Annotated in this window: 14 protein-coding genes, 2 tRNA genes and 1 pseudogene; 10 read left to right on the top strand and 7 right to left on the bottom strand. The window is 41.0% G+C overall.

All coding sequences use genetic code 11. The features are described 5' to 3' along the window. The first annotated feature begins 19 nt into the window (after positions 1-19). The 9 genes and pseudogenes from H3V01_RS01905 to recG all read left to right on the top strand — a co-directional run bounded on the left by H3V01_RS01905 (position 20) and on the right by recG (position 10,809). Positions 20-643, top strand: coding sequence for a riboflavin synthase subunit alpha (locus H3V01_RS01905; protein WP_198185836.1), 624 nt, complete (start codon positions 20-22; stop codon positions 641-643). Between the two features lie 939 nt (positions 644-1,582). After that, positions 1,583-2,659: pseudogene (ribBA, locus tag H3V01_RS01900) on the top strand (bifunctional 3,4-dihydroxy-2-butanone-4-phosphate synthase/GTP cyclohydrolase II); the annotation flags it as partial. Between the two features lie 152 nt (positions 2,660-2,811). Continuing rightward, on the top strand, positions 2,812-3,708 hold the full coding sequence (locus tag H3V01_RS01895; RefSeq protein ID WP_198185834.1) for a DMT family transporter: 897 nt from the start codon (positions 2,812-2,814) through the stop codon (positions 3,706-3,708). Between the two features lie 133 nt (positions 3,709-3,841). Beyond that, positions 3,842-4,294, top strand: coding sequence for a 6,7-dimethyl-8-ribityllumazine synthase (gene ribH / locus H3V01_RS01890; protein ID WP_198185833.1), 453 nt, complete (start codon positions 3,842-3,844; stop codon positions 4,292-4,294). 34 nt (positions 4,295-4,328) lie between these two features. Beyond that, on the top strand, positions 4,329-4,745 hold the full coding sequence (gene nusB / locus H3V01_RS01885; RefSeq protein ID WP_084586444.1) for a transcription antitermination factor NusB: 417 nt from the start codon (positions 4,329-4,331) through the stop codon (positions 4,743-4,745). A gap of 232 nt (positions 4,746-4,977) precedes the next feature. After that, positions 4,978-5,736, top strand: coding sequence for an RDD family protein (locus H3V01_RS01880; RefSeq protein ID WP_198185832.1), 759 nt, complete (start codon positions 4,978-4,980; stop codon positions 5,734-5,736). Positions 5,737-6,221: 485 nt separating this feature from the next. Beyond that, positions 6,222-6,428, top strand: a complete 207-nt coding sequence (locus H3V01_RS01875) for an RDD family protein (protein ID WP_198185831.1) — start codon at positions 6,222-6,224, stop codon at positions 6,426-6,428. Between the two features lie 284 nt (positions 6,429-6,712). Then, the gene (gene ilvD, locus H3V01_RS01870) at positions 6,713-8,581 is read left to right on the top strand and encodes a dihydroxy-acid dehydratase (RefSeq protein ID WP_198185830.1); all 1,869 of its coding nucleotides are present in this window, start codon (positions 6,713-6,715) and stop codon (positions 8,579-8,581) included. 191 nt (positions 8,582-8,772) lie between these two features. After that, complete coding sequence (recG, locus tag H3V01_RS01865) at positions 8,773-10,809, top strand: ATP-dependent DNA helicase RecG (RefSeq protein WP_198186420.1); 2,037 nt, start codon at positions 8,773-8,775, stop codon at positions 10,807-10,809. Between the two features lie 151 nt (positions 10,810-10,960). Here recG and H3V01_RS01860 read toward each other — a convergent pair. From H3V01_RS01860 to H3V01_RS01840, 5 genes are all read right to left on the bottom strand, one after another. Continuing rightward, positions 10,961-11,035 (bottom strand) — tRNA-Glu (locus tag H3V01_RS01860). 10 nt (positions 11,036-11,045) lie between these two features. Continuing rightward, positions 11,046-11,122 (bottom strand) — tRNA-Arg (locus tag H3V01_RS01855). Positions 11,123-11,281: 159 nt separating this feature from the next. Beyond that, entirely contained in the window at positions 11,282-12,622 is a 1,341-nt protein-coding gene (locus tag H3V01_RS01850) for a deoxyguanosinetriphosphate triphosphohydrolase (protein ID WP_084564835.1), read from the bottom strand. Between the two features lie 157 nt (positions 12,623-12,779). Beyond that, on the bottom strand, positions 12,780-13,535 hold the full coding sequence (gene gloB / locus H3V01_RS01845; RefSeq protein WP_198185829.1) for a hydroxyacylglutathione hydrolase: 756 nt from the start codon (positions 13,533-13,535) through the stop codon (positions 12,780-12,782). 16 nt (positions 13,536-13,551) lie between these two features. After that, complete coding sequence (locus tag H3V01_RS01840) at positions 13,552-14,088, bottom strand: NUDIX hydrolase (RefSeq protein WP_025330368.1); 537 nt, start codon at positions 14,086-14,088, stop codon at positions 13,552-13,554. Positions 14,089-14,211: 123 nt separating this feature from the next. On the opposite strand from H3V01_RS01840, the gene crcB reads away from it, so the two are divergent. Then, positions 14,212-14,598, top strand: a complete 387-nt coding sequence (crcB, locus tag H3V01_RS01835; protein ID WP_078474455.1) for a fluoride efflux transporter CrcB — start codon at positions 14,212-14,214, stop codon at positions 14,596-14,598. Between the two features lie 48 nt (positions 14,599-14,646). Here the strand turns inward: crcB and H3V01_RS01830 are convergent, their stop codons facing one another. Both H3V01_RS01830 and H3V01_RS01825 read right to left on the bottom strand, forming a co-directional pair. Continuing rightward, positions 14,647-15,192, bottom strand: coding sequence for a GNAT family N-acetyltransferase (locus H3V01_RS01830; RefSeq protein ID WP_100116310.1), 546 nt, complete (start codon positions 15,190-15,192; stop codon positions 14,647-14,649). Between the two features lie 48 nt (positions 15,193-15,240). Continuing rightward, positions 15,241-16,869 carry an ABC-F family ATPase gene (locus tag H3V01_RS01825; RefSeq protein WP_198185828.1) on the bottom strand — a complete coding sequence of 543 codons (1,629 nt, stop codon included), beginning with the start codon at positions 16,867-16,869 and terminating at the stop codon, positions 15,241-15,243. Between the last annotated feature and the right edge of the window lie 82 nt (positions 16,870-16,951).

Raw genomic sequence — 16,951 nt, 5'->3', positions numbered from 1 at the left:
CTGTTTAAAGGAATTATAAATGTTTACAGGAATTGTCTGCGGTTTAGGTACCGTTACCTCTATTCAAGAGTATGAACAATTGCGCACAATACAGGTACGTCTCCCTGAGGGAGCCTGTAACAACCTGACTATCGGTGCTTCTATTGCCAATAATGGCTGCTGCCTGACCATTACAGCTATTAAAGGTGATGAAGTATGTTTTGATGTCATGGCGGAAAGTCTGGCCAAAACCAATTTAGGACAACTACAAGTAGGTGATGCGGTAAACATTGAGCGTGCTGCACGCTATGGGGATGAAATTGGCGGTCATATTATGAGTGGTCATATTTTTACTACGACCACCATTAATAAAATTGAAGACACCCCTGATAATCGTACTGTCTGGTTTAACCTCCCTGAAAGTGCAGCCCCTTATATCCTTACTAAAGGTTTTATCGGGCTGAACGGCTGCAGCCTGACCATCGGCGAGGTAACCACTACTGAATTTAACGTTCATCTGATTCCCGAAACCATGAACCGGACTTTATTTGGAAGCTGTCAGGTAAATGATCGCATCAATCTCGAAGTGGATGCTCAGACACAGGCAATTGTTGATACCGCGCAGAAATATATGCAACAGTATATAAATAAAGTAAAAAATTAATTATAAATTTACTTATATACAAAATATGTTATATAAATATACAGAAACTGATTACTATTTATCCAAATAAGTAATAATCGGTTTCAAAATATTCGGCTATAAATAATTATTTGTTAGTTTATCATCTTTCTTAAGTAAAAAATTCACATAGTATAAAATTTGAAACAACACAATTTAAATAAATATGTATATCAATTATATTAATGTTTAAAAAATAGTCAACACCTTAGTTTTTAATAAGTAGTATGGTTTATTTTAAAAATTTGTATGGTTTAGTTTTAAAAGTTGTATAGTCTAGTTTTAAAAAGTTGTATGGTCTAGTTTTAAAAAGTTGTATGGTCTAGTTTTAAAAAGTTGTATGGTTTAGTTTTAAAAAGTTGTATGGTTTAGTTTTAAAAAGTTGTATGGTTTAGTTTTAAAAAGTTGTATGGTTTAGTTTTAAAAAATTACTTGGTTTATTGTATGGTTTTAAGAAAAAATCAGATTTTTTAATTTAATTCTTTTTATATCTTTTACGGCGATTTCTGATAAATATTTGTTTTCCAAATGATAAAAGCTGTTCCGTCAAGTTTGTATTTATCCACTTTTTACAATCAGTCCGTTTTGAAAACGGTTTGCTACTTTCAAAAAAGTTTTGTACCTGAAAAATTAAAGAAAGCGACTGACTCATCTTTTATTCATCAATAATGCCTGCGAGTAAAATTTTATTATCTCATTGCCTATTCTGTAACTTGAGTAAAAAATCATTATTATTTATATAATTTCCTGCCTGATTAATGATATTGCAGCTTAATCTGTTTATTTTAATTTTTTTATTCCGGTAATTTCGTAGCCGGCATTCGAATAACGCTAAGATAAAAGCGCACCAGTCCCGGTAATCCAGAGTAAAATAACCTTTATTTTATTAAGGGAGCGTTGTTTACTATCATGAGTATTGCCACCATTTCTGAAATTATTGCCGACATAAAAGCCGGTAAAATGGTTATTATTACTGATGCAGAAAACCGTGAAAACGAAGGTGATTTAATCATGGCTGCACAGTTTGTCACACCTGAAGCCATCAATTTCATGATTAAATATGCCCGGGGTCTGGTTTGCCTGCCTCTGGAAGAAGAAATAGTAGATCGCCTCCGCTTACCACTGATGACACAGAATAACGGCGCTCAGTATGGTACTAATTTTACGGTTTCCATAGAAGCAGCACATGGTATTACTACCGGTATTTCCGCAGCAGACCGTGCCCATACCGTACAGGCTGCAGTTTCCCCTACAGCCAAAGCAGAAGATATTGTCCAGCCGGGCCATATTTTTCCGCTACGTGCACAAAAAGGCGGCGTTCTGGTTCGCACCGGGCACACTGAGGCAAGCGTTGATTTAGCCAAACTGGCCGGCTTGATTCCGGCAGCCGTTATCTGTGAAATCATTAATGACGACGGCACCATGGCCCGTATGCCGGAGCTGATGGTTTTTGCTGAAAAACATGATATTAAAATTGGCACTATTGCTGATTTGATTGAATATCGCAGCCGTCACGAAAGTCTGATAGAAGAACTGGGAGTAAATACTATCCATACAACATGGGGAGATTTTACTCAGCATGTATATGTTGATCAATTATCCGGTGAAACCCATCTGGCACTGGTTAAAGGCGATCCGGAAACTGCCGGTGAAGTGCTGGTAAGAGTACATGAACCATTTAGTGCCATGGATTTTCTGCAACCGGATCAGTTGCATACATGGCCACTACCTGAAGCTATGGCACGTATACAGCAAGCTGATGCCGGTATAATTATTCTGATGCACCGTACTGAAACCGGAGCCACTTTATTAGACCGCACCTTACCCAAAGGCACTCATCAGACGAGACAGTGGGATAGTAAAACTTATGGTATCGGTGCTCAGATACTGGCTGGTTTAAAAGTCAAACGCATGCGGGTAATGGGTAAGCCTTCTGCCTTTACCGGCCTGAATGGATTTGGTCTGGAAGTTACCGGGTTTGAAGAACCATCCCGATAATAATTCTTTACTAAACAAGTATATATTTTAGTAACACAATTAAATACAATACCCTACCTCAGGCTGTCTGAATTATCTGTTGCCATTGAACACCGGCATCGGGTATTTTCCGACAGCCTATTGTAATGGCTGTTATTTAAGGATGGTATCTAATGCAACTGACCCCGCAAAAATGGGCTGCTTCCGGTTTAACTTTCGGCTGCGTTGTTTTCGGACTCGGCAGTCTGATTGTTAAATTTGTATCTATTGGTTCTTATGCCATTGCATTATGGCGTGTATTCATTGGTGGTATCGTTTTTCTGTTTTTAAGTCGCTATTTTGGTCAGAAACTGCCTGAAACCAATAAAGCAAAACGGTTTTGTATGCTATCAGGTGTATTTTTAGGTTTTGATCTGGCATTCTGGCATGAAAGCATTCATGCCGTAGGTCCGGGAATTTCTACACTGCTCAACAGTATGCAGATTTTTTTTCTGGCGGCAATTGCCTGGTTTTTCTTCGGTGAACGACAGAGTAAATTACAACTATTCAGCATGATATTGTCTGTAATCGGCATTTTACTGATCGCCCACCCCGAACTCAGACACAATTCACATGGTGGTTATGGTATTTTTATCGGTCTGATTTCCGGTGCAGCAATGGCTGCCTCCATGGCATGTATTCGTCAGGCACATCTGGCAGAGCCGGTTGCATTATTTCCGCTGATGCTGCTGGTCAGTGTCGGAGCAGTCGGTGCATTAATTGTGCCAAGTATTCTCATTGATTCAGGTCATTTCTGGCCTACTAACACAAAAGATATTCTTCTGATCATGATTTACGGTGTGGTCATGCAGTGTTTTGCCTGGGGGTTAATTGCTTATGCCGTACCTTTGCTGTCACTGACTTTAACCGGTTTATTATTATTAAGTGAACCTGTTGCTGCGATTCTGATCGATTTTTTCCTGCTGAATAAACCGATAAATACTGTGCAATGGACTGGTACTGCACTGACCTTACTGGCCATTTATCTGGGCTCACTTAAGCCCAGACACAAACAGAAAAAAACAGTTTAAACATTCCACCCTATTGGCAAATTCGGTAAAATCAGAATGCTAAGCATAAATACTTGTGTGTCTGTGATGTAAGTATTTTATTCCGGACAATGCAATGGTGCTTGAGGCGTAACAGATGAAAAAAGGAAACTGAATGAATACCATCACCCCGGAACATAACGGCTCTGGCCTGCGTATAGGCATTGTACAGGCACGCTTTACTAATCCTGTCGGAGCGGAGCTGGTCAAAGCCTGTTGCAGCCGCTTGGTTAAACTGGGGGTTAAAGACAGCGATATAACTTTGGCTACTGTACCGGGTGCTTTAGAAGTACCTCTGGTATTGAAAAGCATGGCTGACAGCGGCAAATTTGATGCTTTGGTGGCCATCGGAGTGGTTATCCGCGGTGAGACTTATCATTTTGAGCTGGTGTCCAACGAAGCTGCCGCAGGTGTATCCCGAGTTAGTCTGGATCACAATATACCCATTGCCAATGCTATACTGACTACCGAAAACGATGCTCAGGCACTGGCACGTATGCACAATAAAGGCAGTGAAGCGGCTATAGTAGCAGTAGAAATGGCCAATCTGCTTAAAATTCAATATTGATTATTTATTAAACAAGGACATTGTATACATGTCAATGATTACACCACGTCGTCGTGCCCGTCAGTTTGCTGTTCAGGCTTTGTATCAGGCACAACTGAATAACGAAGAATCAGCTGCTATTATTGCGCAAAATATTCGTGATAATGAATATTTCGCCAAAGCTGATGAAGAATTGTTTACCCAGATATTTTTTGGTGCCTATAACAATCAGCGTGATTACATGAAAAGGATCCGTCCTCTGCTGGACCGCCACGAAGATGAACTTAATCCAGTTGAACGGGCTGTACTACTGATGGCCTGTCATGAACTTTCTGCCATGCCGGAAACACCCCATCCAGTAATCATCAATGAAGCTATCGAAATTACTAAAACCTTTGGTGGTACCGATGGCTATAAATTCATTAATGGTATTCTGGATAAACTCTCGGCTGAGTTGAGAACATCTGCATGATATAAAAACGGATTAGCTACATCATAAAACAGATATTTTATTTAAAAATATCTGTTTTATTTATAAAAAAACATATTTACCAAATAAATCTAATGAAATATAAATAAATTCTGATATTATTATCAAATAATATTATGTAAATATATAATATTATTTTTTATAAAATTAACTTAAACATTGCTGGTTTATAAGCATATTGAATTTGATTTCACACTAAGAGATTTATAAATTTATGTCCTGTACTCAACAATCTTCAGCATTAAATGATAAACATAATTTCTTAATGACAGAAAAAGGCGGCCTGGTTGAACTGGCTCCGCCATGGAAAAGAGTTACAGCATATCTGATTAATTATGTAATATATTATTTTATATTTTACATTGCTTTACATGTTTACAATTTTCAAACTGATTATGAATCGAATTATTCACAAAATATTATAAATCCTTTTGAATTATGGATTTTTGCAGATTATAGTACTGATAAGCCAATAAGATCTATTTTTTCATTCTTATTTATGGATGATAATTTTGAGGGAGGTGTACATCAACCAATACGTATATTCTTATATATCATATTACCTTTACTCATTTATGTTATGTTTCAATTTATACAAATGAGTCTAACAGGCCAATCTGTTGGTAAGCGATTAATGAAAATCAAAGTTATTAAAAAGAATGGTGAGAAAGCTGGCTTTTTCAATGCAGTATTCGTCCGTGAAATTTTTTATACATTCATTACTCTTATCCTTTTGTTTAAATTAGTAGGAATATATGTATATTTCAGTGAAATGGAACCTGCTAAAAATGTTGGTGTATACCTGAATTTTATTGATAAATTTTTAGATTATTTATATAGGATTTTAAGTATATTCACTGAATTTTCAACTCTATTTCTTTTTATTTGTATAATTATGTTATTTATAAGAAAATCAAATTATCGTACACTGCAAGACTTTTTGGCTAATACAATCGTCGTTAAAATTAAATAACTAAGAAGCCTCAGGAAAAATTAAAATTTCTTGAGGCTGACTAAATTTAAAATTACTCAAATAATATTAATATATTTTTTATAAAGCTATTTTGAAATATTTTGTACTACTTTGGTTTTTGCAAGTTTATCCTGTAAAGTGATAGATAAAAATTTATCTGAAAATAGTCGATATAGACACGTTAAATTGAATATATTTATCAAAAGAATGATAAATAATAATGGAAGTGTCATTAATAATGACCATAGCTTAAGCAACGTCAGTAAGAAAAAATCCACAAAACCTCATTATACGGAACTGGTAAATAAAAATAGTCATTACAAGAAAAATTATATATAAATAATAAATGATCTCTCTTTTTATCACATTAATCCAAAAATCAGACAACCTAATATTAAGGTGTATTACCCTGAACCCATTATCTTTTTACCTATAAACTGCCACCGTGTATACCTTCAATACCAATTATCACAGCACAATGGATTATGATGAGTAAAACTGGTCAGCCCTTTGGTAAGCGCATTATGAAAATTAAAGTTATTAACCTTCACGGACGCAATGTGGGATTTGTGGGTACCGTACTGATTCGTGAAATTCTGTTTCAAACAATTTTTGGTATTTTTTCATACTTATTGATTAAAATTTTCAACCTTAATCCTGAATCTACACTGAGAAAACATGTAACTATTTAATTACATTTATTTGTTTTTTATGGTGTTCAGAACGAAGGCCAATCGACGTACTTTGCAAGATTATTTAGCCAAAACAATTGTCATAAAAGTATAATTATATATACTTGAGAATATTACATATTGATATACTGTGTCAGCTATATTAATTTCTGTGTAATCTAAAATTAACCTGTTAAAATTATATAATCAATTCAGTTCTAAGTTTACAAACATCAACTGTCTGCGTACCATGCTGGCAGTTGTTTTACATTTATAGATAAAAAACCAATACAAGGGAATGCATAATGCCACAATACCGTTCACAAACTTCTACACATGGGCGCAATATGGCCGGTGCACGCGCACTCTGGCGTGCAACAGGTGTCGCTGATAGTGATTTTGGTAAACCGATTATTGCTATAGCTAATTCTTTTACTCAGTTTGTTCCCGGACATGTGCATTTGCATAATATAGGTCAGCTGGTAGCACGTGAAATTGAACGTTCTGGCGGTATTGCCAAGGAGTTTAATACCATCGCGGTTGATGATGGCATCGCTATGGGACATGAAGGAATGCTTTATAGCCTGCCTTCACGCGACCTGATTGCGGATAGTGTGGAATATATGGTCAACGCACATTGTGCTGATGCACTGGTGTGTATATCCAACTGTGACAAAATTACTCCGGGAATGCTGATGGCATCTATGCGCCTAAACATTCCGACTATTTTTGTCTCCGGTGGTCCGATGGAGGCGGGTAAAATAATCGCAGCCAACAATGGTGAGCAACAAATTCGCAAACTGGATCTGATTGATGCAATGATTGAGGCTGGTAACGATAAAATCAGCGATGAAACAGTTGCACAAGTGGAGCGTAGTGCCTGCCCTACCTGCGGTTCATGCTCAGGTATGTTTACAGCTAATTCAATGAACTGTCTGACTGAAGCTCTGGGTTTATCCTTACCAGGTAATGGTTCTTTACTCGCTACTCATGCATTACGTAAAGAACTTTTTCTTGAAGCAGGCCGGCGTATTGTTGAATTAGCCAAACGCTATTATGAACAGAATGACTCCAGTGTGCTTCCGCGCAGTATTGCAACTAAGGCAGCTTTTAATAATGCTATGAGTCTGGATATTGCTATGGGTGGTTCTACCAATACGGTATTACACTTGCTGGCAGCCGCGACCGAAGCCGGTGTTAATTTTAAAATGGCTGATATTGACCAGTTAAGCCGCCATGTACCCTGCCTGTGTAAAGTGGCTCCGGCTACACAAAAATATCACATGGAAGATGTGCATCGTGCCGGAGGTGTTATGGCCATTTTATCCCAGCTTAATCATGCTGGTTTACTTGATACCAGTGTACATACTGTACATATGCCTACACTGGCAGATGCGATTAAGCACTGGGATGTAAGCAATCAGAACAATACTGAGGCAATACAACGATATCGGGCTGCACCGGGCGGCATCCGTTCAACAGAGGCCTTCTCACAAAACGCGATGTGGCCTACTCTGGATCTGGATCGTGAAAATGGCTGTATCCGTGATAAACAGCATGCTTATTCTCAGGACGGCGGTCTTGCTGTGTTATTCGGTAATCTCGCAGAACGTGGCTGTGTAGTTAAAACGGCTGGTGTAGATGATAGTATTCTTAAATTTACCGGCCGTGCTCGGGTGTTTGAAAGTCAGGATGAGGCTGTTGAAGCCATTCTGGGTAACCAAATAGTAGCTGGTGATGTGGTTATTATCCGTTATGAGGGTCCCAAAGGCGGCCCCGGAATGCAGGAAATGCTTTATCCGACCAGTTATCTGAAATCTAAAGGTTTGGGTAAAGCATGTGCTCTGCTTACAGACGGTCGTTTTTCCGGGGGCACTTCGGGGCTTTCAATTGGTCATGCTTCTCCTGAAGCTGCCGAAGGCGGCAATATCGGGCTGGTACAGGAAGGAGATATTATCGAAATTGATATTCCTGAACGCCGGATACATCTGGCTGTATCTGATGCAGAGTTAGTACAACGCCGCACAGAAATGGAAAGTCGTGGTGCTCGTGCATGGAAACCTGTTAAACGTCAGCGTCATGTCTCTGTTGCTTTACGTGCCTATGCAGCCATGACTACGAGTGCTGATACCGGTGCTGTACGTGATGTAACACAAGTAGAGCGACAAGATTAATTCATTCTGTCAGAGTACCCGTTTCGCTGTCCGGATAGCGAAACGGGTTTATTTTTTTAATCAAAATACACAGTGTATTAATTTGATATTCTGATCAATTCTTTAAATATGATTAAAGTGGTCAGATTAGCGCTATATGTGCAAACATGCTATCGTAACCATGTTGTAATATGCTTTTACTGTTTGTCACTATGTCTACTGCTGATTTTCCCTTTCCAGTAAGTGCCAATACGCTTGCCAAACTGACCAAACTCAATATTACTAATATTTGGGATTTGGCTTTACACTTACCGTTACGCTATGAAGATGAGACACATATTACGCCGATTGCTGATGCACAGAACGGGGTGCCGGTACAGATTGAAGCTACTGTTATTCATCAGCAAATACAATTTCGTCCGCGCAAACAGTTGGTAGTACAGGTTCAGGACGTATCTGGACATGTCTTGTACCTGCGATTTTTACATTTTTATCCTAATCAGCAAAAACAACTGGCAGAAGGTAATGTGATTCGGGCTCTGGGTGAAATCAGACATGGTTTTTTTGGCGATGAGATGGTGCACCCAAAAATTCGCACTGATATTGATAAAGGACTGGCAGAAAGCCTCACTCCTGTTTATCCCACCGTTAACGGACTAAACCAGCCTGCTCTTCGCCGGCTGATTCAGGCTGCACTCAAGCACTTGCCGGCAGATGATACACTGCCGGCAGAATTATTACAGCAGTTACAATTACCTCCTCTGCTGGAAAGCCTGATTTTTCTGCACTCCCCACCGCCAGAGTACACTGCGCGTGATTTACATAAAGGTACTTTACCAGCATGGCAAAGGCTGAAATTTGATGAATTGCTGGCTCAGCAGTTATCCATGAGGCTGGCACGCCAGCAACGCTTAAACGGGCATGCAAAAGCTTTAACTGGTAACGGCCATATTAGTGAGCATTTACTGGCTAACCTGAGTTTTACCTTAACAGAAGCTCAGCAACGTGCTCTTGCTGAAATTACTGATGATTTAGCCCAGACACACCCAATGCACCGTTTACTACAGGGAGATGTGGGCAGCGGTAAAACCATTGTTTGTGCTCTGGCAGCGGCAATAGCAATAGAAGCCGGTTTTCAGGTAGCGGTCATGGCACCCACAGAAATTCTGGCTGAACAACATTATCTGAAATTTACACAATGGTTTTCACCTTTAGGAATCCGGATTGCCAGACTTTCAGGCAGTATGCGCAAAAAAGCCCGTGATGAAGCACGGAAAGAACTGGCAGATGGTATTGCCCAGCTGGCAATAGGTACGCATGCTCTATTTCAGGATGATGTTACTTTTCATAATCTGGGTCTGATTATTGTTGATGAACAGCACAGATTTGGTGTTGCCCAGCGTCTGGCATTAAAAAATAAAGGTGAAGATGTACATCAGCTGATGATGTCCGCCACACCAATACCACGCACACTGGCAATGAGTTTTTTTGCCGATCTGGATGTTTCTGTCATTGATGAACTGCCTCCCGGACGAACACCTGTTATAACCCGTCTGGTAAACACGGCCCGCCGTCAGGAAGTTGAAAAACTGGTAAAGCATACCTGTGCACAAGGCCGGCAGGTATACTGGGTCTGTCCGTTAATTGAAGAATCTGAAGTACTGCAATTGCAAACTGCCGTAGATACAGTTGCTCAATTACAGACGGCGTTACCAGAACTGAATATAGGCTTAATACATGGACGGCTCAAGCCGGCAGAAAAAGCAGCTGTTATGACAGCATTTGTTGAAGGCAGTATTCAGGTACTGGTGGCTACAACAGTGATTGAAGTTGGTGTAGATGTACCCAATGCCAGTCTGATGGTAATAGAACATGCTGAACGTATGGGACTGGCACAATTGCATCAGCTTCGCGGTCGGGTGGGACGTGGAGCAGCAGCCAGCCGCTGTGTATTGTTATTCAGTGAACCTCTTAGTGATGTAGCCAAAGCACGTTTGAAAGTAATTTATGAAAATACCGACGGCTTTGAAATTGCCCGGCAAGATTTGAATATTCGCGGACCGGGAGAGTTTCTGGGAGCACGCCAGAGTGGTGTGCCGATGCTGCGTTTTGCCAATCTGGAAGAAGATCTGCCCATACTGGAAAAAGCACGTGATTTAGCGCCTGTTCTGATTAGCCAGCAACCTGAAGTAGTCAATAAACACTTGCAACGATGGCTATCTCAACGGTCTGCTTATTTGGGTGTATAAAATATTTATCTGTATTAACAGCTCCAGTGAAACCTGAAAAAATTAATGACAAAATTCAGCAGCTATATTCTCAGGACTAAACAATTAAACCAGCAATATTTCAAGCTAAAATAAAAAAACCTGTTTGAAAAATCAAACAGGTTTTAAAATCTGGCACGCCCACGGGGAATCGAACCCCGGTTACCGCCGTGAAAGGGCGATGTCCTAACCGCTAGACGATGGGCGCATTAGCTTGATGGTGCACCCGGAGCGATTCGAACGCCCGACCCTCTGGTTCGTAGCCAGATACTCTATCCAACTGAGCTACGGGTGCACTGCTTTCGAACTCGTTTAAGAGTCACCGAAAATCAAGAAGCGCGATAATACGCAATAAATGGTCTTTTGGCAAGCCAAAAATAGATAAAAATGAAAACAAATATATAAATATCTTGATTTTTATATATTTATTTTGCAACTATATAAGCAAAAAAATCTACAGCATTCCGATTCCGGATACTTCACGCGCCAGCTTTGCCGCAGTATTGTCAGTCATACCACCTACAAAATCCAGAACTTTCATATATCCCAGATATAAACCATCCTTTTTATCCAGTTTTTGTTCTTTTAATAATGACAATGCCAGCTCTTGCCTTTTACTAAGCTGACCGGTTTTAATAAAGGCATGTACCGCAGGTACAAGCAAACCCAGTATCGAACCCAGACAAGGAAAAGTAGCTATTTCAGTAATCAGTTTGCTTTGATGGCGGAATATACGTGTGCGAGCCAACTCTTTTGCAGCGTTCAGGGCTTCACTAACATCCGGACTAGCCAGAGCAAGCAAATCCTTACCACGAAATGAACCATTCAATAAATCCCGATGATGCTTAATAAAAGTATGTGCAATATCGTCTACTGCTCTTCCGATGGCAATTCCGCGCAATCGGGCACAACGCTCCTGACTGCTATAAGACTGCCAGAAATATTCTTTATTTGTCAGCCTGGATAGAATTTGCTCTACGTCTGCCACCTGTAATAATCCCATTTCAACAGCATCTTCCAAATCCAGCAAGGCATAACAAATATCATCAGCAGCTTCCATTAAATATGAAAGCGGATGGCGCATCCACTGATTTTCACCGGTTTGCGGCAATCCCAGCTGTTCTGCAATACAGCGCATAAAGGGCAGCTCAGTCTGATAAATATTGAATTTATTCCGCCTATGCGGTGCAGAACTGGTCCACGGATACTTAATTAAAGCACCGATAACAGCAGCAGTCAGACGCATTCCGCCATCATTCTGATACATTTCCAGACTGGATACCAGACGCAAGCTATGTGCATTTCCTTCATAAGTTTCGATATCATTGCGTTCTGTATTGCTCAATTCCTGTAAATAATGAGCATGCTGCGGATCACGGAACCATTCACGCAAAGCATCTTCACCTGTATGACCAAATGGCGGATTACCGAAATCATGAGCCAGACAGGCAACCTGTACAATCGCTCCGATATCAGCAGCATGGCTGCCAGATGGCAGGAAATGGCCGGCATTCAGCATTACACCGACCCGATTTCCCAGACTGCGCCCGACACTGGCAACTTCAACACTATGAGTCAGACGATTATGCGTATGGTCATGTAAGGCAAACGGATGAACCTGCGTTTTACGGGCGAGACGGCGAAAACCACTGGAAAAAACCACACGATCATAATCAATATGAAAATCAGTACGCAGTGCATCCGCCCCCTCTTCACTTGAAGCGGTCACTGTAGGCACAATACACCCATTTTCGGGCTTAAAGCGCTGGGTACTGAGCAACTTAGTCCAGTCCATGCAATATGATGATTTTTTCATATTCAGATAAATTGAAAGCTTTATATGCCGGCTGAGATTATCAGTCGCCATTCTTTAGCTCAGTTTCAACTCATTTATTCCTTCGTTATTATGTTGAAATAATCATAGCATGCAAAAAGTCACACTGTGATTAATTTTAAAAATGATTTTTCCACTCCCTTAAATAAGTAAACGCTGCCAATGGTTGGGCAAGCTGCTGCTCTGAGAGGCCTTTTTGGCGTAATGTGGCCATCACTTCCGGCTGACTGGTACGCAAAAAAGGATTGATTGAGCGTTCATGTGCCAGACTTACCGGTAAGGTAGGTAATTTATCTGCCTGTACTAATGTATTTCTGATTGCAGAATTATTCGGTTCAACGGTTTGTGCAAATTTCAAATTTGCTGCGGTATATTCATGTGCCGGATAAAACAAGGTATCAGGCGGCAGACTGTTTAAACGCTGCAAACTGCTGAACAATTGTGCCATAGTCCCATTCACTCGTCCGCAGCCTGCACTAAACAGCGTATCACCACAAAATACTCTGTAACGACCGGCAGAATCGCACACCAGATAAGCCAAATGATCAGTAGTATGCCCGGGAATATGCCAAACTGTTACATGTTGACCGAATACTTGAAATTTACTGCCTTCAGTTACGGGTATATTCACAATATGCCAATCAATGCAACCGATAATCTGGCATTGCGAATAATGTTTTTTTAATTCCGCCACCCCATCAATATGGTCATAATGAGAATGAGTAAGCCAGATAGCATCCAGGGTCAGGTTATGTTTAGTCAGATAATTTATGACAACAGGCGCTTCGCCCGGGTCAATTACTATAGCCTGATTTTCTTGCTGCAACAGCCAGATATAGTTATCAGAAAGAGCGGGTAACGGGATTATTTTCATGACAAATATAAATTTATTAACAATATAACAACCAGTACTGCAAAGCAATCAGCGTTTTTCCATCATGAATCTGATTATTTGCCAGTGCCGAACGCACTTGCTCACGATTGAGCAACACTGGTTCAATAATTTCATCTTCATCCGCCGCCAGAGCACTATTTGGTTGCACATTTTCAGCCAGATAAAGATACATTTTTTCATCACCGAAACCGGGAACAGTATAAAAAGTATGTATCAGTTTTACTTCAGCAGCAGTATAAGGGGTTTCTTCAGCCAGCTCGCGCAAAGCAGCATGCGCAGGATCTTCATTTTTTCCGTCCAGCTTACCTGCCGGGATTTCCAGTAAAGCCTCACCTACCGGATAGCGCCACTGTCGTACCAATACCACTTTTTGCTCAGCCGTAACCGCAAGTACAGCCGCGGCACCCGGATGCTGTACAACTACCCGCTGTGCCTGGTTGCCATTGGGTAAACGAACAGTGTCCTCTGAAACATTTAAAAAGGAACCGCGATAAACTTCTTTACTGGAAATTTTGGTTTCAGTCAGATCCATATTGATACTTTCTATATGTCTAAAAACACTAGCGTAGTCATTTCAGCAGCAGAAGGCAATATGGCATGTCCGGCTTTAGTTTAAAATTATTAATTGTATATTCGTTGTATGATTGGATTGATTATGTATTTATCTTTATTTGCCATTGCTGCCGGCGCAGCTCTGGGTGCCATCATGCGCTGGCTTCTGGGAATCTCGCTGAATACGCTTCATTCCGGTTTGCCCTATGGCACACTGCTGGCAAACTGGATCGGTGCTTATCTGATTGGTCTGTTCAGTGCATTGTGTATACACTTTACCCAGATCGCTCCGGAATGGCGTCTATTTGTTATTACTGGTTTTCTCGGCGGGCTGACTACGTTTTCCACCTTCTCACTCGAAGCCGTGCAAATGCTTTTGTCACAACGTTATACTCTGGCAGTAACACATATACTGCTGCATACAGGCGGTTCTTTACTGCTGACTATTCTGGGTTTGGTAACTGTGCACTGGTGGCTTAAAACCGGCTAAGATATGATTTTGTATTGATGGCGAGCTTTGTAAAAAGCCGAGTTACTATTAACCATCGACAGGCTGAGCTGGAGTATCCAGAATTAACTGATAAAGTGCCGCATCCAGCCAGTGACCAAATTTAAAACCAATCTGAGGCAATGTACCAACATGTTTGAAGCCAAGCTGTTCATGCAGAGCAATACTGCTGTCATTAGCTGCATCAATCACACCCATTAATACATGTAAATCAGCCTGACGTGCACGTACAATCAGTTCCTGCATCAGTTTGCGTGCCAGTCCCTGCCGGCGACAGTCATTACGTACATATACACTGTGTTCCACCGTATATTTATTGGCAGGATAATCACGGAATGCACCCCATGAAGCAAAAGCCAATAGTTCACCCTGACTATTTACTGCACCAATAACCGGAAAATTGCGCTCACGCTTAGCTGCAAACCAGCCATGCATAAATGATAGTGAACGGGGCTCATAATCATACAGTGCAGTTGAGGTGGCGATAGTATCGTTAAACAGCGCCAGAATGGCTGCCGCATGTTCCTTTTCATTACATTCAATCAGCTCAACTGCGTTACTTTTGCCGGTATTCATTTTTTCCCATATAAAAAACTGCCTGTAAACACAGGCAGCTTACAAATATTAAACTACACCTTTTTTAGCCAGATAACCTTCATAATCACCCAGATAATATTCATAACCACCTTCACCATCCAGCTCAATAATCTGTGTAGCCAGACTGGAAACAAACTGGCGGTCATGAGATACAAACACAAGAGTACCCGGGAATTTTTCCAGCGCCATATTCAGCGCCTCAATACTTTCCATATCCATGTGATTTGTAGGTTCATCCATTACCAGCACATTAGGTTCCTGCAAAATCAGTTTACCATATAGCATACGGCCTTTTTCACCACCGGAAAGTACTTGTACCTGCTTGCCGACTTCATTACTGCCAAAAAGCAGACGGCCTAAAGTACCGCGAATCACCTGCTCATCATCGCCTTCCTTGCACCACTGACGCATCCATTCAGTCAGAGTCATAGATACATCGAAATCATTTTCATGATCTTGCGGGTAATAGCCAACCTGTGCTTTCTCTGCCCATTTTATAGTACCGCTATCTGCTTTAATGCCATCAGTGTATGCTTCATTATATGCACCAGCCAGTAATTTCAGCAGTGTAGATTTACCGGCACCGTTAGGACCGATAATTGCCAGACGTTCACCGGCATCAAGCATCAAACTCAGCTTTTTAAACAATTGCCGGTCAAAACGTTTTGATAAATCCTCAACTTCAAGCGCCTGCCGATGCAACTTTTTCTTATCATCAAAATTAAAGCGGATAAACGGGCTTTGACGGCTGGAAGGTTTCACTTCCACCATATCTGCCTTAATTTTATCAGCCAGTTTCGCCCGGCTGGTTGCCTGTCTTGCCTTGGATTTATTGGCAGAAAAACGTGCCACAAACTCCTGTAATTCCTGAAGTTTTTCCTTAGCTTTAGCATTATCCTTTAAAGTACGTTCACGTGCTTGTGCAGAGGCAAGCATATAATCATCGTAGTTGCCCGGATACAAAGTAATGCCACCATAGTCTACATCGGCCATATAAGTACATACTTCATTCAGAAAATGGCGGTCGTGCGAAATAATAATCATGGTGGATTCATAGCTGTTCAGCACACCTTCCAGCCAGCGAATAGTATTAATATCCAGATTATTGGTCGGTTCATCCAGTAACAGCACATCCGGTTTGGAAAACAGTGCCTGTGCCAGTAATACGCGCAGTTTAAAACCCGGTGCAACTTCACTCATGCTGGCATTATGCAGATGTTCATCGATACCGACACCGGCAAGTAATTCTCCCGCCCGTGCCTCAGCTGTATAGCCGTCATACTCGGCAAATTTTGTTTCCAGATCGGCTGCACGCATATAATCATCTTCAGTGGCATCCGGATTAGCATAAATGGTGTCGCGTTCTGTCATGGCTGCCCACATTTCTGTGTGCCCCATCAGTACCACGTCCAGTACGCGCATATCCTCATACGCAAACTGATCCTGTCTCAGCTTACCCAGACGCAGGCCCTGATCAATGGCCACCTCACCACTAGTAGGTTCGAGATCACCGCCGAGAATCTTCATAAAAGTTGATTTACCCGAGCCATTAGCACCAATCAACCCATAACGATGGCCTCCACCGAACTTAACCGATACATTCTCAAACAATGGCTTCACGCCAAACTGCATCGTAATATTATTGGTACTGATCACTGCAATACTTCCTTTAAATTCCTGACAAAATATTCTGATTTTAACACAGACGCGTGCCAAAATTCGGCAAAGTCTGTGCTGT

Origin of the sequence: Snodgrassella sp. M0351 (assembly GCF_016100575.1) — a bacterium.
In the GTDB taxonomy this organism is placed as follows: Bacteria; Pseudomonadota; Gammaproteobacteria; order Burkholderiales; family Neisseriaceae; genus Snodgrassella; species Snodgrassella alvi.
The sequence above is the reverse complement of the archived record's forward strand: the minus strand, read 5'-3'. Positions and strand labels throughout refer to the sequence as shown.

Excerpts from the sequence above, each read along its gene's own strand:
- H3V01_RS01905 (WP_198185836.1), top strand. The coding sequence starts at position 20 with ATGTTTACAGGAATTGTCTGCGGTTTAGGTACCGTTACCTCTATTCAA.
- H3V01_RS01895 (WP_198185834.1), top strand. The coding sequence starts at position 2,812 with ATGCAACTGACCCCGCAAAAATGGGCTGCTTCCGGTTTAACTTTCGGC.
- ribH (WP_198185833.1), top strand. The coding sequence starts at position 3,842 with ATGAATACCATCACCCCGGAACATAACGGCTCTGGCCTGCGTATAGGC.
- nusB (WP_084586444.1), top strand. The coding sequence starts at position 4,329 with ATGATTACACCACGTCGTCGTGCCCGTCAGTTTGCTGTTCAGGCTTTG.
- H3V01_RS01880 (WP_198185832.1), top strand. The coding sequence starts at position 4,978 with ATGTCCTGTACTCAACAATCTTCAGCATTAAATGATAAACATAATTTC.
- H3V01_RS01875 (WP_198185831.1), top strand. The coding sequence starts at position 6,222 with ATGATGAGTAAAACTGGTCAGCCCTTTGGTAAGCGCATTATGAAAATT.
- ilvD (WP_198185830.1), top strand. The coding sequence starts at position 6,713 with ATGCCACAATACCGTTCACAAACTTCTACACATGGGCGCAATATGGCC.
- recG (WP_198186420.1), top strand. The coding sequence starts at position 8,773 with ATGTCTACTGCTGATTTTCCCTTTCCAGTAAGTGCCAATACGCTTGCC.
- H3V01_RS01850 (WP_084564835.1), bottom strand. The coding sequence starts at position 12,622 with ATGGACTGGACTAAGTTGCTCAGTACCCAGCGCTTTAAGCCCGAAAAT.
- gloB (WP_198185829.1), bottom strand. The coding sequence starts at position 13,535 with ATGAAAATAATCCCGTTACCCGCTCTTTCTGATAACTATATCTGGCTG.
- H3V01_RS01840 (WP_025330368.1), bottom strand. The coding sequence starts at position 14,088 with ATGGATCTGACTGAAACCAAAATTTCCAGTAAAGAAGTTTATCGCGGT.
- crcB (WP_078474455.1), top strand. The coding sequence starts at position 14,212 with ATGTATTTATCTTTATTTGCCATTGCTGCCGGCGCAGCTCTGGGTGCC.
- H3V01_RS01830 (WP_100116310.1), bottom strand. The coding sequence starts at position 15,192 with ATGAATACCGGCAAAAGTAACGCAGTTGAGCTGATTGAATGTAATGAA.